This is a genomic window from Rhizobium sp. SRDI943, from assembly GCF_057653695.1.
Window position 1 is genome coordinate 1,171,284 of sequence record NZ_JBYGKN010000002.1, and the last position, 20,115, is coordinate 1,191,398.

19 protein-coding genes and 1 pseudogene are annotated in these 20,115 nt (G+C 61.4%); 12 read left to right on the top strand and 8 right to left on the bottom strand.

What is annotated here, in order from left to right; all coding sequences use genetic code 11:
- Positions 1–84 precede the first annotated feature (84 nt).
- The 3 genes from AC245Y_RS29730 to AC245Y_RS29740 all read right to left on the bottom strand — a co-directional run bounded on the left by AC245Y_RS29730 (position 85) and on the right by AC245Y_RS29740 (position 1,612).
- Positions 85–258: a hypothetical protein gene (locus tag AC245Y_RS29730; RefSeq protein WP_003554009.1), complete on the bottom strand. Its 174-nt coding sequence runs from the start codon at positions 256–258 to the stop codon at positions 85–87.
- A gap of 315 nt (positions 259–573) precedes the next feature.
- On the bottom strand, positions 574–828 hold the full coding sequence (locus AC245Y_RS29735; RefSeq protein ID WP_026157615.1) for a DUF2934 domain-containing protein: 255 nt from the start codon (positions 826–828) through the stop codon (positions 574–576).
- Positions 829–970: 142 nt separating this feature from the next.
- The gene (locus AC245Y_RS29740; protein WP_003554004.1) at positions 971–1,612 is read right to left on the bottom strand and encodes a UdgX family uracil-DNA binding protein; all 642 of its coding nucleotides are present in this window, start codon (positions 1,610–1,612) and stop codon (positions 971–973) included.
- Positions 1,613–1,773: 161 nt separating this feature from the next.
- Here AC245Y_RS29740 and AC245Y_RS29745 point away from each other — a divergent pair, with 161 nt between their 5' ends.
- From AC245Y_RS29745 to AC245Y_RS29755, 3 genes are all read left to right on the top strand, one after another.
- The gene (locus AC245Y_RS29745; protein WP_026157614.1) at positions 1,774–3,237 is read left to right on the top strand and encodes a phospholipase D-like domain-containing protein; all 1,464 of its coding nucleotides are present in this window, start codon (positions 1,774–1,776) and stop codon (positions 3,235–3,237) included.
- Between the two features lie 93 nt (positions 3,238–3,330).
- Positions 3,331–4,146, top strand: a complete 816-nt coding sequence (locus AC245Y_RS29750) for an endonuclease/exonuclease/phosphatase family protein (protein WP_017996496.1) — start codon at positions 3,331–3,333, stop codon at positions 4,144–4,146.
- A 210-nt stretch (positions 4,147–4,356) separates the two neighbouring features.
- The gene (locus AC245Y_RS29755) at positions 4,357–5,247 is read left to right on the top strand and encodes a LysR substrate-binding domain-containing protein (RefSeq protein WP_017996494.1); all 891 of its coding nucleotides are present in this window, start codon (positions 4,357–4,359) and stop codon (positions 5,245–5,247) included.
- Between the two features lie 7 nt (positions 5,248–5,254).
- On the opposite strand, the gene AC245Y_RS29760 is transcribed toward AC245Y_RS29755, so the two are convergent.
- Complete coding sequence (locus tag AC245Y_RS29760) at positions 5,255–6,160, bottom strand: LysR family transcriptional regulator (RefSeq protein WP_017996493.1); 906 nt, start codon at positions 6,158–6,160, stop codon at positions 5,255–5,257.
- A gap of 110 nt (positions 6,161–6,270) precedes the next feature.
- Here AC245Y_RS29760 and AC245Y_RS29765 point away from each other — a divergent pair, with 110 nt between their 5' ends.
- Positions 6,271–7,101 (top strand): SDR family oxidoreductase, encoded by an 831-nt coding sequence (locus tag AC245Y_RS29765; protein ID WP_012763307.1) that lies wholly within the window; start codon positions 6,271–6,273, stop codon positions 7,099–7,101.
- A gap of 77 nt (positions 7,102–7,178) precedes the next feature.
- Here AC245Y_RS29765 and AC245Y_RS29770 read toward each other — a convergent pair whose 3' ends face one another.
- Together AC245Y_RS29770 and AC245Y_RS29775 are read right to left on the bottom strand one after the other, a co-directional pair.
- Positions 7,179–8,804 (bottom strand): carboxylesterase/lipase family protein, encoded by a 1,626-nt coding sequence (locus AC245Y_RS29770; protein WP_012763306.1) that lies wholly within the window; start codon positions 8,802–8,804, stop codon positions 7,179–7,181.
- 376 nt (positions 8,805–9,180) lie between these two features.
- On the bottom strand, positions 9,181–9,459 hold the full coding sequence (locus tag AC245Y_RS29775; RefSeq protein ID WP_026157613.1) for a hypothetical protein: 279 nt from the start codon (positions 9,457–9,459) through the stop codon (positions 9,181–9,183).
- Positions 9,460–9,680: 221 nt separating this feature from the next.
- Between AC245Y_RS29775 and AC245Y_RS29780 the strand changes: the two genes are divergently transcribed.
- From AC245Y_RS29780 to pepT, 8 genes and pseudogenes are all read left to right on the top strand, one after another.
- The gene (locus tag AC245Y_RS29780; protein ID WP_003553952.1) at positions 9,681–10,403 is read left to right on the top strand and encodes a FadR/GntR family transcriptional regulator; all 723 of its coding nucleotides are present in this window, start codon (positions 9,681–9,683) and stop codon (positions 10,401–10,403) included.
- Positions 10,400–11,572 (top strand): PLP-dependent transferase, encoded by a 1,173-nt coding sequence (locus AC245Y_RS29785; RefSeq protein WP_017996491.1) that lies wholly within the window; start codon positions 10,400–10,402, stop codon positions 11,570–11,572. Before AC245Y_RS29780 ends, AC245Y_RS29785 begins: the two co-directional genes overlap by 4 nt.
- A 35-nt stretch (positions 11,573–11,607) precedes the next feature.
- The gene (locus AC245Y_RS29790; protein ID WP_003553948.1) at positions 11,608–12,867 is read left to right on the top strand and encodes an ABC transporter substrate-binding protein; all 1,260 of its coding nucleotides are present in this window, start codon (positions 11,608–11,610) and stop codon (positions 12,865–12,867) included.
- Between the two features lie 97 nt (positions 12,868–12,964).
- Positions 12,965–13,900 carry a carbohydrate ABC transporter permease gene (locus tag AC245Y_RS29795; protein WP_026157612.1) on the top strand — a complete coding sequence of 312 codons (936 nt, stop codon included), beginning with the start codon at positions 12,965–12,967 and terminating at the stop codon, positions 13,898–13,900.
- A 4-nt stretch (positions 13,901–13,904) separates the two neighbouring features.
- Positions 13,905–14,735, top strand: coding sequence for a carbohydrate ABC transporter permease (locus tag AC245Y_RS29800; protein ID WP_003553943.1), 831 nt, complete (start codon positions 13,905–13,907; stop codon positions 14,733–14,735).
- Positions 14,736–14,739: 4 nt separating this feature from the next.
- Entirely contained in the window at positions 14,740–15,798 is a 1,059-nt protein-coding gene (locus AC245Y_RS29805) for an ABC transporter ATP-binding protein (protein ID WP_017996489.1), read from the top strand.
- A gap of 70 nt (positions 15,799–15,868) precedes the next feature.
- A pseudogene (locus AC245Y_RS29810) lies at positions 15,869–16,620 on the top strand (metallophosphoesterase).
- 104 nt (positions 16,621–16,724) lie between these two features.
- A complete protein-coding gene (pepT, locus tag AC245Y_RS29815) occupies positions 16,725–17,957 on the top strand; it encodes a peptidase T (RefSeq protein ID WP_020487097.1) in 1,233 nt (410 codons plus the stop codon).
- 55 nt (positions 17,958–18,012) lie between these two features.
- On the opposite strand, the gene AC245Y_RS29820 is transcribed toward pepT, so the two are convergent.
- Both AC245Y_RS29820 and AC245Y_RS29825 read right to left on the bottom strand, forming a co-directional pair.
- Positions 18,013–18,849, bottom strand: a complete 837-nt coding sequence (locus AC245Y_RS29820) for a cell wall hydrolase (protein ID WP_017996487.1) — start codon at positions 18,847–18,849, stop codon at positions 18,013–18,015.
- A gap of 221 nt (positions 18,850–19,070) precedes the next feature.
- Positions 19,071–20,111 carry a sulfate/molybdate ABC transporter ATP-binding protein gene (locus tag AC245Y_RS29825; protein WP_017996486.1) on the bottom strand — a complete coding sequence of 347 codons (1,041 nt, stop codon included), beginning with the start codon at positions 20,109–20,111 and terminating at the stop codon, positions 19,071–19,073.
- Positions 20,112–20,115: the final 4 nt, after the last annotated feature.

The window sequence follows — 20,115 nt, forward strand, 5'->3', positions numbered from 1 at the left end:
GATGGGAGGAAAAGGGCGCGATCGAAATATCCCTGACTGCCGGGTGTTCAACGCTTTTCGCGGTTTGCGGCGGTGCCCGGGAGGTTATTTTTGATTGAGCTTTTGTGAAGCGACCAAAGCGCGGCCGATGTGGAAGAAGGGCAACTGCGCGGGCGCACGGGGATCGCGGAAAACCAGTCCGACGAGGTTATCGACGACAAGGATGAAGCCAAGGGCGAGACCGAGGTAGAGCAGCGCGGCGACGATGAGGAGCGACATCTCCATCCCTCACACGATCGCGGTCGAAGCGCGGCTGCTGGCTAAAAAGAGGATTTCGGTATGACTGTCCTTCATGGCAACTTCCTCGTTGCGCCATAAACAATCATCGCACCTTCTTGTTCCCGGTTATCGGACGAAGATTCAACTTTTTTCGGAAGCCTCAAAGCTTGCAGCGTCATTCGGCCTCTGTTCACCCCCGCATGGAAGCCCATCGTGGAATCCCTAAAGCAAAACTAATTCAGGCATATGACAAAACGAGATCAAAGGGCGTCGCGACGACGCCCTTTTTAATAGACTTGCTCGGTAATCCAGTGTTCAGGACGCCGTCTTGCGGCTTGCAGCCCGCTTCGGTGCCGGTGTCACGACGCCGTTGGCCTTGCTGCCCGTCACGCTGCGCTTCGCCTTGGGTTTGGCTTCCTTGCCGTTGGAAGACGCAGCAGAGCCCTCGAGCGCGTCGCGCTCGTCTCGTGCCTGTTCCCAATGAATGGAATCTCGCCCTGTCGGATATCCCTCTTCTTCCCAGAGGGTGTATGCACGTTTTTTGATCCACTCTTCCCGAGTTTCTGCCATCGCTGATCTCCAGTCACATGATGCCGTCGTTCGAACGCGATACTGCTCGGATGGTTCCAGAGGAGGGGAGCTCTTTCAAGCGAAATCGCGCCGCAACCGGAAATATTTCGCATCGCAGCATATTAGGGTTGAGAATCGAGGTTTACCGGGGCCGAAACTCCGCGGCCTTGTGCAGATCTGACACGAAATCCCGGCGCTGCTGGTCTCGGTCCGCCTCGTTACGGATGCGCAAGAGATAGGAGGGGTGGATGGTGACCAGAACAGGCGGATGGTTTGTCGGATGCAGGATATGGCCGCGCTCCGGCGTCAGCTTTGCTTTCGGGCCAAGCAACGCATACAGCGCACTTGCACCGAGCGTCACGACGAGCTTCGGCCGCAGGATGTTGAGCTCTGCGCCGAGCCACCAGGCGCACCGCCTGATCTCGCCGGCATTCGGTTTTGCATGCAGCCGCCGTTTGCCGCGCGGCGTGAACTTGAAGTGCTTGACCGCATTGGTGACATAACAGCGTTGACGATCGAGACCGGCCTCTTCGAGGCAGTGATCGAGCAGCCGGCCGGCGGGGCCGACAAAGGGCCTGCCGGTCAAATCCTCCTGGTCCCCCGGCTGCTCGCCAATGAGGACGATCTCGGCTTTCCCGGAGCCTTCGCCGAAGACGATTTGCGTGGCATTCCTGTAGAGATCACAACGGGTGCAGTCTTCGGCCTGATGCCAAAGTTCGGGAATGCTGTCGGCATTCGCGACTTCAAGCGCCCAGGCGGGACCGACATTTGCGGCTATGGTCATGATGGCGACCCTCATCTCCTCGGGATCAATCGATCTGTGCCGGCATTGTTCCCGCGGTGAAGCGGGCGGCGGCGGTAAAATGGTCACGGCATAAAATTTCGCGTCATGAGAGAACAGCGTTGTGATTGATCGCCGGCGTTTCGCGGCTATATTCGCCAGCGATGTTCTATCTCCTGTCGACCTACTGGCCGCATATCCTCTTTGTCGTTTCGATCGCCATGGGGGCTGCCGCGGCGATCCATGCCGCGATGACCAAGGAGGAGGTGCGCGCCGCGATTGGCTGGGTCGGCGTCATCATTCTGTCTCCGATCATCGGCGCGGTGCTCTATGCGATTGCCGGCATCAACCGCGTCCGCCGCAAATCGTTGAGCGTGCGGCGCGACGCGCTGCTGCTTGCGGCCGAATTCGACGAACTCGAGACCTTCGATGCCGAGGCCGAGACGGTGATCAGCCAGTTCGGCCGCCGCTTCGCGGCGCTGCAGACGCTCGGCGACCGGGTGACGCGCAATCCGCTGACTTCAGGCAATACGATCGATGTGCTGGAAACCGGCGACGAGGCCTATGCGGCGATGAAGACCGCCATCGACGAGGCGGCGCGCAGCATCCTGCTCGAAACCTATATTTTCGACCGCGATGCGGTCGGCCTTCGCATCGCCGATGCGCTGATTGCGGCGGCCAGCCGTGGTGTGGAAGTCCGGGTGCTGATCGACGCGGTCGGCGCGCGTTATTCGGTGCCGAGCATTCTCGGCCATCTGAGGGAAGGCGGCGTCACCGTTGCCGTCTTCAACGGCAATGTCATCATGGGTTTACGGCTGCCCTATGCCAATCTGCGCACCCACCGCAAGATCCTGATCGTCGACGGGAAAATCGCGCTGACGGGCGGGATGAACATCAGGGCGGGCTTCAGCGAGGAGGCAACAGGCGAGAGCTTTGCCCACGACACGCACTTCAGCGTCACCGGCCCTGTCGTGGCCGACCTTTTCGACCTCGCCGCCGAAGACTGGCGCTTCTCGACGCAGGAGTTGTTGAACGACGAGCCCTGGCGCATCGAACCGCCGGAGCGCAGTCCCGGCGATCCCATCCTGATGCGCGTCGTCGCCTCCGGCCCGGATCGCAGCGTCGAGACCAACCACAAGATGCTGATGGGCGCCTTTTCCGTGGCGCGCCAGTCGATCCGCATCATGTCGCCCTATTTCCTGCCGGACCGCGAACTCATCAGCGCCCTGGTGACGGCGGCGCGGCGCGGCGTCGAAGTCGATATCGTCGTGCCCGCGCTCAACAACCTCGTGCTGGTCGACCGGGCGATGACGGCGCAGTTCGATCAGATCCTCAAGAATTACTGCCGCATCTGGCGCTCCACCGGCAGCTTCAGCCATTCGAAACTGCTGACGATCGACGGTACCTGGGCCTATGTCGGCTCTTCCAATCTCGATCCGCGGTCGCTGCGGCTGAATTTCGAGGTCGATCTCGAAGTGCTGAACGAGGGCTTCGCCGCCGAGATCGACGAGCACATCGAGGAAACCTTGAAAACCGCGACGCCCGTGACGCTTGAGGGGCTGCAGGCGCGACCCTTCCCGGTGCGGCTGCTTGAGAAGGTGCTATGGCTAGGGTCGCCCTATCTCTGAAGGATTTTTTGTGATCGGACGTGGCAAGTCCGGCTTGCCCGCCTATACTGTTGAGACAAGCCTTTTCGATCAACGGAACAAGTGCGCCTGCCGATGCACGCCAGAAAAGACAGCCTTCCCGCCAGCATTCTCGCCTCGATCAGGAGCAGGAAAAAGCGGCTCGATGCAGCCTATACGGAGGCAAGGCCGCCCAGTGCGGGGACGCTGATCGCCTCCTACAACGTGCACAAGTGCATCGGCACCGACCGCCGCTTCGATCCGGAGCGCACCAGCCGCGTCATCCACGAAATCGGCGCCGACGTGATCGCGTTGCAGGAGGCCGATACGCGCTTTGGCGAGCGCACCGGCATTCTCGATCTCGGGCGGCTGGAGCGGGAAACGGGACTGATCGCGGTCCCGATTGCCGGCATGGCGAAGGCGCATGGCTGGCACGGCAATGTCGTGCTCTTCAAGAAGGGGCTGGTGCATGACGTGCATCAGGTCAAGCTGCCGGGGCTGGAACCGCGCGGCGCGCTGGTTGCCGAGATCGAACTCGAGAAGGGCGGGGTGCTGCGCATCATCGCCGCGCATTTCGGGCTGCTGCGCCACAGCAGAGCCCAGCAGGCCCGCATGCTGGTCGAACTGATCAACGACAGGCACGAGATGCCGACCATCCTGCTCGGCGACCTCAACGAATGGCGGCTCGGCGACCGGTCTTCGCTCAACACCTTTCAATCCGCCTTCGGACCGCTGCCGCCCGCCGTCCCGAGTTTCCCCGCCGGCCTGCCGCTTCTGGCGCTCGACCGCATCATCGCCAACCGCAAGGGGATCATCTCGGAGGTGGAAGCACATGATACGCCGCTCGCGCGTATCGCCTCCGACCACCTGCCGATCAAGGCGCTGATCGATCTGGAACCGGTTGCGGGTTGATGTCATGGCGACAGCGGGTGCTGTCGCCGTTGTCACTTCGGCCGGCGCTTTCACTCAGCCATGGCTGAAACGTCACAAGCCGGATGGCGTTCAACATGATCTCGAATATCCGCTTGCGCATCGATATCTCTCCTTCGCAATCATATGCCGCCCCTTGCCTCGCGCCTTCAAACGAGCTTATCGTCGGCCTCGAATGACTTGAGGTTATGGATGAAGCGCGGACGCCTGCCATTGACCGCTTTGCGGAGTTTCGAGGTCGCCGGCCGCCTCGAGAGCTTCACGCTGGCGGCGCAGGAGCTGTTCATCTCGCAGGCGGCGGTCAGCCGGCAGATCCGCGAGCTGGAGACGTTGCTGGGCGAAGCGCTCTTCGAGCGCCGCCATCGCGGCGTCCATTTGACCGCATCGGGCAACAAGCTGCTGGCGATCCTGACGTCATCCTTCGACCGGATCGACGAATCCCTGGAAGAAATCCGCAGCCGACCGGCGAGGGCAGCGCTGACGATCAGCGTGGAACCTTCCTTCGCGGCGTGCTGGCTCGTTCCCCGCCTGCCGGAGTTTCGCGAACGGCATCCTGAGATCGACGTGACGATCGACGCCGATTCACGCCTGGTCGAGTTCCGAGGCGGACAGGCCGAGATCGCCATCCGCCACAGCGCCAGCGTGACCGCCTGGCCGAGGACGGAGAGCGGGCATCTCGCCGATGTCAGGATGGTGCCGGTCGCGGCACCTGCGCTGCTCAAGGGAGGGCCTGCGATCGACCGCCCGGAAGACATGCTCCGTCATACGCTGTTGCATGAGGAGACCCGCGACGTGTGGTTCCGCTGGTTCGAGATGGCAGGCATCGCCATGCCGGAAATCGCGCGGGGGCCGGTCTATGCCGATGGCGGGCTGGTCATGCAGGCGGTCCTGCGCGGGCAGGGCATAGCACTGATGGACGATATCTTCGCCGAGGAAGAGATCAGGGCGGGCCGGTTGCTTCGCCTGTCCGACCTTGCCGTTGCCCACGGCGCCTACTGGCTGGTCGCGCGCAGTTTTGAACGTCTCGCTCCGCCTGCCTCGTTCTTTGTCCGCTGGATCAACTCCCGGATCGAAACCTTCTGAAGGCGGCCTATCTGCCGTGACGCTCGACCTCGGTCAGCACCGTGATGAAGGCCCGCAAACCCCGCGGCACGTGACGGTGGCCGGGATAATAGAGACAGAGGCCCGGAATGGCAGGACACCAGTCGTCCAGCACCGTGACGAGCGCGCCGCTTTCGAGAAACGGCCGGGCGGTGCGATCCGAGACATAGGCGATGCCGAGCCCCTTTGCCGCCGCCTGCGCCATCAGCTCGACATGGTCGAGCGTCAGCACGCCCGGAACGTCGAGGGCAATCTCGTGGCCGTGTTTTTCGAACTCCCAGCGGAAGAGCTTGCCGCTTGGCAGCCGGAAGCGGATGCAGGCGTGGGTCTTTAATGCGTCCGGTGTCTGCGGCGCCGGATGCGCTGCCAGATAGGCCGGCGAAGCGACGGCAACAAAGCGGGTATCTCCGCCGAATTCCACCGCGATCATATCGAGCGGCACCGCCTCGCGAAGCCTTATGCCGGCATCGAAACCGTCGGCAACGACATCGACGAGCCGATTGTCGGTGACGAGATCGAGCGACATGTCGGGATAGCGGGTGAGAAAGGTCGGGACGGCGGCATCAAGCAGCACCCGCGCGGCGATCTCGCTGGTATTGACCCGCAACGTGCCGCTGGGATGGCCGCGGAATTCGTTGACCTCCTCGAGCGCCAGATCGAAATCCCTGAACAGTGGCGTCAGACGGGTAACGAGGCGCTCGCCGGCCTCCGTCGCCGCCACGCTGCGGGTCGTCCGGTGGAGAAGCCGAACGCCCATATTGGCTTCGAGCGAACGCATCATATGGCTGAGCGTCGAAGGCGACAGGCCCAACTCGTCGGCAGCCTTGCGGAAGCTGCGATGGTTGACGATAGCAGACAAGGCTCTCAGATCGGCAAGGCTCGGCTTGTAATTCATGGCTAGAATTCACCAACTCATGCAGCATTCGACGGATGGAAGCAGGAATAGGCTTATCTATCTTTACCTTCAAGAGCAGCCGCAATGCCGCGGCATGAAAGGTAAAGACAATGGGAAAGACATGGATGATTACTGGCGCCTCCTCCGGTTTCGGGCGCATCATGACCGAAAAATTGCTGGCGCGCGGCGATCGCGTCGCGGCGACAGTGCGCAAGCCGGCAGCGCTCGATGATTTGAAGTCGCATTACGGCGACAACCTCTGGATCGCGACGCTTGACGTCAGCAATGATGGGGCGGTGCGCTCGGTCGTCGACGCCGCTTTTGGAGCGATGGGCCGGATCGACGTCGTCGTCAGCAATGCCGGCTACGGCCTGTTCGGTGCTGCCGAAGAGGTCAGCGACGAACAGATCCGCCATCAGATCGATACCAACCTGGTCGGCTCGATCCAGGTGATCCGGGCAGCATTGCCGCATATGCGGGCGCAGGGCGGCGGCCGCATCCTGCAGGTGTCTTCGGAAGGCGGGCAGATCGCCTATCCGAATTTCAGCCTCTATCACGCGACCAAATGGGGCATCGAAGGCTTCATCGAAGCCGTTTCGCAGGAGGTCGCCCCCTTCGGCATCGAATTCATCATCGCCGAGCCAGGTCCGGCGCGGACCGATTTTGGCCGCGGGCTGGTCGCGCCGCGGCCGATGAAAGCCTATGACGCGACGCCGGCCGGCGACATCCGCCGCGCTATCGCCGACGGCAGGTTCGAGGCCAAGGGTGACCCCGTCAAGATGGCGCAGGCGATGATCGAGGCTGCCGAACAACACTTGGCTCCGAAGCGGCTGGCGCTTGGCGCCGGCAGCTATGCCTCGATCCGCAAGGCGCTGGTCGAGCGGTTGGCTGAACTCGACGCCTTCAAGGAGGTGACGATTTCAGCCGATGTCGATGCCTGATCGGGACCAGCAAATGCGCCGCCGGTGCCGGTTGGTCGATGTCGTCAGGCGCCGTATGTCCCATCCTGCAAATCTCGTTAGAGAGCGCCCGCCGCCTGCAGCAGCTTGCGATCGAGATCGACTGACACGCGGGACTGCTTGTCGAGAACCATGGTCGCCGGCTTGTCGGTTGTGTAGGCCGGCCAGTCGGGCAAGCCCTCGGCGCTCGGCTTGCCGTTGCGCGCGAAGTTGACCCAGGCCTGGCTCACCTTCCTGGAAAGCGCCAGGGCGTCGCTCCCACCACCGGTCGACGTCTTGACCAGAGCGGCGTTCGCAAACACGTAAGGCAGTTCCGAGCAATGCCAGGCCATGGCAATCCCATCCAGGACCGGTGACTCGTAGGCGAACATGTAGGAGTAGACCGGAGCCCCGTTCTGCTTCGCCTTCAGGTCGAGATCACGGATGGCTCCCGGCCGGAAGCGCAGATCCAGGAAATAGGCGTCGGCGATCTTTTTCTCGGGGTAGGCCGCCATGAATGCCTTGCCGACCGCGTCGGATTTGTCGGCGAAGCGCTCCTTCAGCTTGGCCTCGGACTTGTCTTCGTCCCAGTTGTTCTTGTTGTCGGCAAGAAGCTCGCCCGCCTTGTGATTGATCACCGTCTCGAACTCGTTGAGGGTGTTTCCGACCATCAGCGGAATGTCCTTGGCCTGGTCAACCCACTCTGTCCCGACGGGGTTCACCGGAATGTAGTCCCCGTCCTGAACAGGTGCGTAGCGGGCGTCTTTTGCGCCTTGGGCGGTCGCGTCCTTGATGGCCTTGTCGGCCGCGGCAAGGAGATCGTAGTAGTCGACGTCGGCAAGCTTGTCGATTTCCTCAGCCTTGAGACCGAGGTTGGCAAGCGTCAGTTCGGCCACCTTCCGCGAGGATGCCTGATCGACGACGGAATCGCTCCGGGAGCCGCTCTGAACGATGGCCTTCTGGAAGAGGCCCTTCGCCGAAGGCGTCCCCATCAAGGCGCGCACCTTGTAGCCGCCGCCGGACTGGCCGAAAATCGTCACGTTGCCGGGATCGCCGCCGAAGGCCGCGGCATTGTCGTGGACCCACTTCAGCGCGGCGACGAGATCGGTGACGCTGGCATTGCCCGTCCGTTTGTATTTCTCTCCGTAAGCGGAAAGATCGAGGAAGCCGAGCACGTTGAGCCGGTGGTTGAGGGTGACGACGACGACATCACCGTCCTTGCTCAGATTGTGGCCGTCATACGAGGTCAGTTCGATGCCTGAACCATTGGTGAAGCCGCCCCCATGGATCCAGACCATGACCGGCCGTTTCTTTCCGTCGTTGATCGCCGGCGTCCAGATGTTCAGGAACTGGCAGGCTTCGCTCATCGGCAGATAGCGGTGCGGATTGAAGAGTTCGTCGCCGGCCACTTCCTTCATGCGGGGGATAAAGCAGTTCTCGCCATAGGTGACCGCGGGGCGGATGCCTTTCCAGGGCGCGACCTCTTCCGCCGGCATGAAGCGGTCGGCATGTGCATAGGGGACGCCAAGATAGCTAAAGATGCCATCGTCGAGTGCGCCGACGAGACTGCCCTTGTTGGTTTCGACGACCGTCTTGCTCTGCGAAGCAACAAACTCTTCGGCGAGAGCGGGCGCGCCGACAATAGAAGCCGTCATCGCCGATAGCGCGGATATCAAAGTGCAATAATATAGAAACGTCCTTTTCATCAACTTATCCTCTTGTCGTTGATTGTAAGTTCAAAAGTCCGACGGCCGCCATCCCCGGCCGTCGGTGACTAACTAGGTCGGCGCCGACGCTTTTTCACGCCACGGTCAGACTGTTTGCCGGAGAGAGGATCATGCCGGAGGGTTGGACGAGTGTTTCTTGCCGACCGGCCACCAATGAACAGGAGATCTGACGCCGGGCGGGCCGCTTCCACGCGGTTTGGTCCCGCCGGACGTCGAGCGTCTTGAGCATGCCTGACGGAACACCATCGGCGCCTGGGTGGTGGCGATTGGGCAACATTATCCGCACAGGTGATCACACGGCGAGATAAGCCGAGATCCCGCCGCTTGCCAGGACCGCGCTAGCATCCGCCACTTGTCAAAAAGATGACGAAGGGACCACGCCGATTGTTGGGACGGGTGGATTGTGCTCTGGCATCTTGTTTCCTTGCTCACCACCGGCACTCAGGGCCTCGCGCACTTCATCCTCTTCCCAACCCGCCTCGACGGCGGAAGCCACGAGCGTTTCAATTTTCTCGGTTTCCGAGTTGTGCGATATCTCATCGAGGCGGCGTCTGGCGGTCTCGAGACACTGACGAAGGTTCGAAGCGCGGCTGGCGTCGTTACGGTCGTAGCTTGGCGATGCGACGTAGGTCATTTGAAAGCTCCCTGCTGATCGACAGGAACACCTGAAGAGAGAGGCGGTTCCACTGCGTGCCCGCGGTAAGCGCCGCCCTGAAACCATTTCGGAGGTGCAAAGGGAATTGTGGAGTGGCCGGCCGACCAACAAACACCCCTTGACGTCTTTCCATCTTTGAGAAATGCTAAGATGTCAGACCAATTACAGGGGTCGGCTGCCTGACAAGAAAATGGGGAACCATGAAGGCAAATAGCAGCGACAGGCCGGTGATCCGGCCGCTTCCAGTCATGGACCGCGCGCGTCAGGTGACCGATGCGCTAGCGGATTATGTCGAGGAAGCCAGGTTGAAGGCGGGCGATAGGCTTCCGGCCGAGCGCGAGCTGATGGCAGCCCTGGCCGTCGGCCGCTCGACCATTCGCGAGGCGATCCGCCACTTCCAGGCGCTCGGCGTCATCGAGACGCGTAAGGGCAGCGGCACCTATTTGCTGAAACCGGTTTCCAGGGCGACGATCCACATGCCGCTCTCTTTCGACACGGTTCATCTGCGCGACGTGCTGCTGCAGACGCTGGAGGTTCGACGCGGCATCGAATGCGAGGCGGGCATGGTCGCGGCCCGGCGGCGCACGAACACAGACCTCGTCGTCATCGAGGAAAAGCTGGACGCGATGGAGCGGGTGCACTTGGAGAAGGGTACCTCCGGGCCGGAGGATCTGGCCTTCCATCTCGCCGTCTACGACGCCACCCACAATCCGCTGTTTCGCCAGCTTCTCGAGCAGATGCGCGAGACCTTCGAGCGCTTCTGGGAGCATCCGTTCGACCGCCAGGATTTCGCGCGCCGGTCCTTCCCCTTTCACCGCACCCTTTTCGATGCGATCGCTGCCGGGGATCCCGAGGCGGCGCGCGCCGAAACATTGAAAATTCTCGATATCGTCGAGGAAGACATCAAGGAAATGTCCAAATGAGCAACGGCTCTGAACCGTTCGATCTTGCTTCCCTCATCACGGCGCACGACGAAGGCAACTTCGCCGACGCCGTCGTGCCGCCGATTTTCCAGACCTCGCTTTTCACCTTTTCCGATTATGACGACATGATCGCCTCTTATCGCGGCGAGAGGGTGCGGCCGATCTATACGCGCGGCCTGAACCCGACGGTGCGTGCCTTCGAAGAAATGCTCGCCAAGCTCGAAGGTGCCGAGGATGCGCTGGGTTTTGCAAGCGGCATGGCGGCGATCTCATCGGCGGTCTTAAGCTTCGTCGAGCCGGGCGACCGCATCGTTGCCGTCAAGCATGTCTATCCCGATGCCTTTCGCCTGTTCGGCACCATCCTGAAGCGGATGAAGATCGAGGTGACCTATGTCGACGGACGCGACGAGGAGGCGGTCGCCAAGGCGCTGCCCGGCGCCAAACTCTTCTACATGGAAAGCCCGACGAGCTGGGTGATGGAGGCGCATGACGTCGGCGCGCTCGCAGCACTCGCCAGACAACATGGCGCCGTCTCGATGATCGACAACAGCTGGGCAAGCCCGTTCTTCCAGCGGCCGCTGACGCTCGGCGTCGATCTCGTCATCCATTCAGCCTCGAAATATCTCGGCGGCCACAGCGATGTGGTGGCCGGCGTCATCGCCGGCTCGAAGGCGATGATCGCGCGTGTCAAGGCCGAGGCCTATCCCTATCTCGGCGGCAAGCTTTCGCCGTTCGACGCCTGGCTGCTGATCCGCGGGTTGCGCACGCTGCCGCTGCGCATGAAAGCCCACGAGGCATCGGCGCTTGAAATCGCCAGGCGCCTTCAGAAGCTCGGCGTGGTGGAGACGGTCTGCCATCCGGGGCTCGCCAACCGTCTGCCCACTGGCCTCATCGGCACCTCGGGCCTGTTTTCCTTCATATTCCGCGACGGCGTGGATATCCGTGCCTTCGCCGATCACCTCAAGCTCTTCAAACTGGGCGTAAGCTGGGGTGGACATGAAAGCCTGATCGTACCGGGCGAGGTGGTGCTCCAGCAGAAAGCACAGCCGAATTCCGCACATGCCTTCGGCATCCATGCGCGATCCGTACGTCTCCATGTCGGCCTCGAAGGAACCGAGGCTTTGTGGAGAGACATCGAGGAGGCGCTCGCCGCCGCCTCACAATCCTGAAACCCGAGAGAAACCTAATAAGGGGGAACTGAGCCATGAAAAAACTAATAATCTCGACGATCTTTGCTTCGATGATGGCGGGCACGGCCTTTGCCGATACGACGCTCAAGCTTGTCGAAGTCATCACCAGCCCGGAGCGCACCGAAACGCTGAAATCGATCGTCGGCAAGTTCGAAGCCGCCAATCCCGGCACCAAGGTCGACATCATCTCGCTGCCCTGGAACGAGGCGTTCCAGAAGTTCGCGACTATGGTGTCTGCCGGCGACGTGCCCGATGTGATGGAAATGCCCGATACCTGGCTGTCGCTTTATGCCAATAACGGCATGCTCGAGAGCCTGGAGCCCTACCTTGCAAAGTGGGAGCACACCAAGGAGCTGACGCCGCGCGCGCTCGAACTCGGCCGCGACGTCAAGAACACCGCCTATATGCTGCCCTACGGATTCTATCTCAGGGCGATGTTCTACAACAAGAAGCTGCTTGCGGAAGCCGGCGTCGCCGCGCCGCCGAAGACGATGGAAGAATTCACCGCCGCTTCGGAGAAGGTTTCCAAACTGTCCGGCAAATACGGCTACTGCATGCGCGGCGGAGCGGGCGGCCTAAACGGCTGGATGATCTTCGCCGCCTCGATGGCCGGCTCGAACAAGTATTTCAACGACGACGGCACCTCGACGATGAACAGCCCCGGCTGGGCCAAGGGCATCGAATGGATGGTCGATCTCTACAAGAAGGGCTATGCGCCCAAGGACAGCGTCAACTGGGGCTTCAACGAGGTCGTCGCCGGCTTCTATTCTGGCACCTGCGCATTCCTCGATCAGGATCCGGATGCGTTGATCGCCATTGCCGAACGCATGAAGAAGGAGGATTTTGGCGTCATGCCGCTGCCGAAGGGGCCTGACGGCAAGTCCTTCCCGACGATCGGCTATGGCGGCTGGTCGATGTTCACCACCAGCGGCAACAAGGATCTCTCCTGGAAGCTGATCGCCACGCTCGAAGGGCCGGAAGGCAATATCGAGTGGAACAAGCGCATCGGCGCCCTGCCGGCCTATACGGCGGCCGAGAAGGATCCCTTCTACGCCGGTGACCAGTTCAAGGGCTGGTTCGAGGAACTGGCCGACCCGAACACGGTACCAACAGTCATGCCGACCTATCTCGAGGAATTCGCCTTCTTCAAGGATTCGCTGGCGATCAAGACCTCGCAACAGGCGATGCTCGGCGATATCTCGGCGAAGGATCTGGCCGACCAGTGGGCGGAATACCTCACCAAGGCGCAGCAGAAGTTCCTCGCCAAGAAATAAGCGACGGACTGACGGCGGCGGCCTCGAAACAGGCCGCCGCCGCTTTTTTTTGATGACACAGACGGCGCAGAACGCCGCGAACGGGACCTTTTGGCTGATGACCATTTCCGCCGATACGCTCGACATGCGTCGCGACCGCAGACCATGGCTGCGTCGCGTTGCCGATGCTTCGGAGCCCTATCTCTACAGCGCGCCGTCGCTGATCCTGATCATTGCGGTGATGCTGGTGCCGCTGACGGTCGGCATTTCCTACGCCTTCCGCGATATCCAGCTGCTCAATCCGTTTTCCGGCGGCTTCGTCGGGCTCGATCATTTCCGCGAGCTTTCAGGCGACGCCGCCTTCTACGGGGCGCTGCGAAACACGCTATGGTGGACCGGCGCCTCCGTCGTCCTGCAGTTCGTTTTCGGGCTGATCCTGGCGCTGCTGCTTGACAAGCCGTTCAAGGGCCGGGCAATCGCCCAGGCGCTGGTCTTCCTGCCCTGGGCCGTGCCGTCCTTTCTTGCCGGCCTCAACTGGGCCTGGCTGTTCAATCCCGTCATCGGGCCGATCCCGCACTGGCTCTTCGCCCTTGGGCTGATGCATGAGCCGGGCAATATCCTCTCCGATCCCAACTATGCGATGTGGGGGCCGATCGTCGCCAATGTCTGGTGGGGCATTCCCTTCTTCGCCATTACCCTGCTCGCCGCCTTGCAGGCGATCCCGCGCGATCTCTATGAGGCGGCGTCGATCGACGGCGCCGGCTGGTTCCAGCGGTTCCGCTCGATCACCCTGCCGTTTCTGGCGCCAACGATCGCCATCACCGTCCTGCTGCGCACCGTGTGGATTTCCAATTTCGCCGATCTCATCGTCGTCATGACCAATGGCGGGCCGGCAGACCGAACGCAGATCGTCGCCAGCTATATCTTCACGACAGCCTTCAGGCGGCTCGATTTCGGTTATGCCTCGGCGATCGCGCTGGTGCTGCTCGTACTGCTGCTTGCCTATTCGATGCTGATCATCCTGCTCCGACAGACGCTGCTGAACAAGGATTGAGATCATGAGACGATCCGTCATTCCCACCATCGCACACCGTCTGGCGATCCTCTGCTACATCGCCTTCGCGCTCTTTCCGCTGTTCTGGCTGCTCAAGGTCTCGGTGACGCCGAACGACCTGCTCTATAGCGAGGGCGTGCGCATGTGGCCGTCGCGCACGACTTGGGATCATTATGCCTTTGTCCTGCGGCACAGCGCCTTTCCGACCTTCTTCAAGAACAGCCTGATCGTCTCGGCCTCGACGGCCATCACCGTGACCATCTGCGCCTCGCTGTCGGGGTATGCGCTTTCCCGCTTCAATTTCCGGGCAAAATACTGGATTGTCGCTCTGATGCTGCTGACCCAGATGTTCCCGCTGGTCATGCTGGTCGCGCCGATCTTCAAGATCCTGTCGCCGCTGCATCTGACCAACAGCCTGACCGGGCTCGTCATCGTCTACACCGCCTTCAACGTGCCTTTCGCCACGTTCCTGATGCAGTCTTTCTTCGACGGCATCCCAAGGGATCTCGAAGAGGCGGCGAAGATCGACGGCGCGACGCAGTTCACGGCATTTCGCCAGATCATCCTGCCGCTGACGCTGCCGGGGATCGCCGCCACACTCGGTTTCGTCTTCACCGCCGCCTGGAGCGAGCTGCTCTTCGCGCTGATGCTGATCAACGGTAATGACGCGGCGACCTTCCCCGTCGGCCTTCTTACCTTCGTTTCGAAATTCTCGGTGGATTTCGGGCAGATGATGGCGGCGGGCGTCATGGCGCTCATTCCGGCCGGCCTCTTCTTCCTGCTCATCCAGCGCTATCTCGTCCAGGGCCTGACGGCCGGCGCGGTCAAGGGTTAAACAAATGGCATCGATCGATATCCGGAATATCCGCAAAGCCTATGGCCATGTGCAGGTGCTGCACGGCGTCAACCTGGAAATCCAGGACGGCGAATTCGTCGTGCTCGTCGGTCCGTCCGGCTGCGGCAAGTCCACGCTGCTGCGGATGATCGCCGGGCTTGAGGAGGTCACATCAGGCGAGATCCGCATCGCCGGCAATAGGGTCAACGAGTTGCATCCCAAGGACCGCGACATCGCCATGGTGTTCCAGTCCTACGCGCTTTACCCGCATATGAATGTCGCCGGCAATATGAGCTACAGCCTCAGGCTGCGGAAGGTGGCGAAGGAGAAGATTGCAGGCGCGGTCGCCGCGGCTGCCGCAAAGCTCGGCCTCGATCCGTTGCTCGAACGCAGGCCGAAGGCGCTTTCCGGTGGCCAGCGACAGCGCGTCGCCATGGGCCGCGCCATCGTGCGCCAGCCCAAGGCCTTCCTGTTCGATGAACCGCTGTCCAACCTCGATGCGCGCCTGCGCGAACAGATGCGCGCCGAAATCAAGAAACTGCATGGCGACCTGAAGGCGACCTCGATCTACGTGACCCACGACCAGATCGAGGCAATGACGCTGGCGGACCGGATTGTCGCCATGCATGGCGGAGTGGTCCAGCAGGTCGGCGGTCCCCTGGAACTCTACGACCGCCCCGCCAATCTCTTCGTTGCCGGCTTCATCGGCTCGCCTGGGATGAATTTCCTCGAGGCCACCTACGATGCCGGCGGCGTGAAGCTGAAGGACGGCACGATCGTGCCGCTTGCAAAGCCTTTGCCGCTTTCAGACGGCGCAAAGGTGACGCTCGGCATCCGGCCGGAGCATGTGCTGATGAGTGACGGCGGGGCGGGGCTTGCCGCGGATGTGGAACTCGTCGAACCGACAGGCTTCGGCATCATCCTGCACCTTGCCCTGCATGGTCTGCCGTTCAAGATCTTCACGCTGAACCGCGAAGCGCTGAAGGCAGGTCCCAAGGTCAATGTGGCCTTCCCGGCTCAATATCTGCATGTGTTCGACGGCGAGGGAAAACGCGTCGATTGAACGGTTAGGCCGGTAGCCCGATGCTGTCGGTTTCGGCATAGTGTCTCCGGCAGGGGCGGGGAGGCAGAACATGCTCGTTGCGCAGATTTCCGATATCCATGCGGGGCCAGACCTTTCGTCGCTGCGGACGCTGGAGCGAGCGATAGGCTGGCTGAAAACGTTCCGCCCGGATGTGCTTGTTGTCACCGGAGATCTGGTAAACGACCGATGGCGGCACGGCTATCGCCTTGTCGCCGAAAACCTGCGGTCGCTGGACTGCCCCGTCCATCTGTTGCCGGGCAACGGTGACGATGTGCAATTGATGCGCTCCGAACTTGTCGCTGTCGGCACGGGGATCAATGCGACGGGACCGATGCATTTCCGGACAGCCGTCGATGGGCTGACCCTCTTCGGTGTCGATGTGACCGTTGCCGGTCAGAGTTACGGCGACGTCCTGCCGCACCTGCCATGGCTGACGAGCGCGCTTGCGGATGTGACGACGCCCTCCCTTCTCTTCATGCATCAGCCGCCGTTGCGGATCGGCATCGAGGTGCTGGACCAGGTCGGATGCAGAAACGGCAGTGCGCTTCTCAGCACCCTGGAGACGATGCTCAGGCTACCACTGGCGATTCTCTGCGGCCATGTTCACCGATCCGCTTTTGGCCGGCTGGGATCGATGACTGTCCAGACCTGCGGCTCCCTTTGCCCGCCCAATCCGCTTCTGCGGGCGGCCGTGCCGATCTTTCGGTGATCGACGCTCCGTCCTTCCTCATGCATGAGGTCAGCGACGGCAGGCTGGTTTCACATGTGGTCTCGGTTCCGATATTAGACAGGGGCGCATGAAAGGGATTGCACGATCATTCCTCACGTGCTGCGAGCGGAAAAATCTTTTGCCGCATCGCCCATGAGGGCTATATCGTCCGTGTGATCTTGCTGGATTGGATGCCATGACCGACACTGTTCTCGACCGCTTTCTCCGTTATGTCGTTATCGACACGCAATCCGACCCCGCCTCCTCGACGCAGCCGACCACCGGCAAGCAGAAGGATCTCGGCCGCGTTCTGGTCGATGAACTGCTGAAGATCGGCCTTGCGGACGCGCATCTCGATGAACACGGCTATGTCTACGCGACCATTCCGGCCAATAGCGACAAGACGGTGCCGGTCATCTGTTTCTGCTCGCACATGGATACGGCACCCGATTTCAGCGGCACTAATATCAAGCCGCAGATCATCAGGAATTTTGCCGGCGGCGATATCAAGCTTGCCGGCGACACCGGCCGGGTGATCCGCGTCAGCGATCATCCCGAACTGCAGAACCAGATTGGCAATGATATCGTCACGACCGATGGAACGACATTGCTCGGCGCCGACGACAAGGCCGGACTGGCCGAAATCATGACCGCGGCTCAGATACTCGTTGGCAATCCAGATATCAGGCACGGGACGATCAAGATCCTGTTCACGCCCGACGAGGAAGTCGGGCGCGGCGTCAACAAGGTCGACCTGAAGAAACTCGGTGCCGACTTCGCCTATACGATGGACGGCGAGACGGCCGGCCATATCGAGGATGAGACGTTTTCGGCCGACGGCGTCGAGATCAGCATATCAGGTGTGGCGATCCATCCCGGCTTTGCCAAGGACCGCATGGAAAACGCCATCAAAATCGCTGGCGCCATCATCGACCGGCTGCCGAGGGATATTGCCCCCGAGACCACGGAAGGCCAGCAGGGCTTCATCCATCCCACAGGCGTGACCGGTTCGATGGAGAAGTCGTCGCTGAGCTTTATCATCCGTGATTTCACCGACAAGGGTCTCACGGAAAAGGAATCGATGCTCGAAGGCATCGTCAAGGACGTGATGGCTGTCTATCCCGGCTCGACCTATCATTTTGAGGTGAAGGAGCAGTATCGCAACATGAAGGTGGTGCTCGATCGTCACCCGGAGATCGTCGACAACGCGATCGAAGCGGTGCGCCGGGCCGGCATGACGCCGGTGCGCGGCAGCATTCGCGGCGGCACCGATGGCTCGCGTCTTTCCTTCATGGGGCTGCCGTGCCCGAACATCTTCGCCGGCGGCCACGCCTTCCACTCGCCGCTCGAATGGGTGAGCCGCCAGGACATGGAAAAGGCGGTGAAGACGATCGTGGAACTGGCGAGGGTTTGGGAAGAACGCGCCTAAAACAAGTCCAGCAAAAGCGCGCTTCCATCTAACTCATACCGGAACGGCGGTGGGTTCAACCGCCGTTCGCTGGAAGGCTTTCACGCAGCATCACGCTGTCATAGGCGGGCCGGGGGATAGGGATCGCAATGGGCATTCCCGGCTCGGGCTCGACCGATGTTACCGGGGATGTTTCCGGCGCGGTCACCGGCGCCGTGATCCGCATCTGCCCCGTGCTCGCCGTCGCCATGGGGTCTGGAGCCGGGAGAGGAACGGGAACCGCCGAGGGTATCAGGGCCTCGAATTGCGGCGGCAGCATGCTTTCGCCGGGCACATAGTTCATCGCCACCTCGTAGGAGGGCAGCGGCGGCGGCGTTTCAAGCATGCCGTTGGAGTCGCGCTTCTCGTAGAAGGCGTTGCCGCCGGCAACCGTCACATAGTGCATGTTGTCGTAGGGGAATTTCAGCCCATCGGTGTGGAAGAACATCGCGTCCTTCACCGCAGGATGGCGTGCGCCTTTAACAAGGATTGCATCGGCCGCGCTGGCAAGCTCGGTTTCCGCCTGCGGCTTGACTTCGCGCGTCATCACGCCGGGCGCGAACTGCCGTTTCTGGGCCACCACGCCGCAGATCGACGTCGGATAGGCGCCGGAGGTGAGCCTGTTCATGACCACGGTCCCGACAGCCATGTAGCCGTCCTTGTCCGAATGCAGCGATTCGAAATACATCGCGCGCTGCAGGCACTCGCGGTCTTTGGCCGTATAATTGAACGTGACTTTCGCCGCTTGGCCCGGCTTCGTCTTGGTGTTCGCCGCCGTTGCCGCCGGTTTCGATGTCGTCGTGCAGCTTGCAGCTGCCAGTCCCACGAACAAAATCCCGATCAGGGATTTTCCAAAGGAAATCTCCGCCCTCAACGCCAGGTGCCTCCTATGGGATTAGTCCAGCCCTTAATGGTTAAGCGTAAACGTTTTACTCGTCATATGACTGAAATACAAACAACCTTAGATAACAAAAACCTTAAGGGACTCTCGCCAAATACGATTCCGGCGATGGCCTTCTGCATAATCCCCTAAATCGGAATCGATTTAGGGATAAATGGTGCAGGAATTCAAGGTGTTAGCGTCACCAATCCCCATCAGCTGCGGAACAGTTTCCAGCGGGTCGGCTTGAAGGCTACCCGGTTGCGGTCAAGCCTGTCGGCCTCGCTCGGTGGCAATTCGATCTCGATATGCGGGCGATCATTGCCGATATCCAATTCGATATGGCGGGTGCCTGCCACGCGGCGGCTGGAGACCGGCTGGCCGGCGATACAGTTTTCAGCTGATTCGCAAAGCCTGACGTCGTGCGGGCGGAAATAGAGCTGCGCCGCGCCATCCGGCTCGCCTTCGGCATTGAGGCCGAGCGAGCGACCTTCGAAGCGAATGTCGCCGTCTGATATCTCGACCTGCAGGCAGTTCGACTGGCCGATGAAGCCGAAGACGAAGGGAGAATTGGGATTGTCGTAAACCTGGTCCGGCGTGCCCACTTGTTCGATCGCGCCCTGGCTCATGACGACGACGCGGTCGGCAAGCTCCAGCGCCTCATCCTGGTCGTGGGTGACGAAGACTGTGGTATGTCCGGTGCGATCGTGGATATCGCGCAGCCATTTGCGCAGGTCCTTGCGCACCTGGGCGTCGAGCGCGCCGAAGGGTTCGTCGAGCAGCAGCACGTTCGGCTCGACGGCCATGGCGCGGGCGAGCGCCACACGCTGGCGCTGGCCGCCGGAAAGCTGGGCTGGGTAGCGTTTTTCGAGACCCGAAAGCTGGACAAGGTCGAGCAGTTCCAGCGCCCGCCTGCGGATATCGGCCTTCGGCGGCCGCCGCGCACTGTTTCTGACCTTCAGGCCGAAGGAGACGTTTTCGAGCACCGTCATGTAGCGGAAGAGAGCATAGTGCTGGAAGACGAAGCCGATATTGCGCTGCTGCACTGATTTCTTCGAGGCATCCTCGTCGCCGAAGAAGATCAGCCCCTCCGTCGGGCTTTCGAGGCCGGCGATCAGCCGCAGCAATGTCGTCTTGCCGGAGCCCGATGGACCGAGCAGTGCGATCAGCTCGCCGGAGCGGATGTCGAGCGAGACATCGTGCAGCGCCGGAAAACGATCGAATTCCTTGCGAATGTTTTTAACGCGTACTTCCATTCCA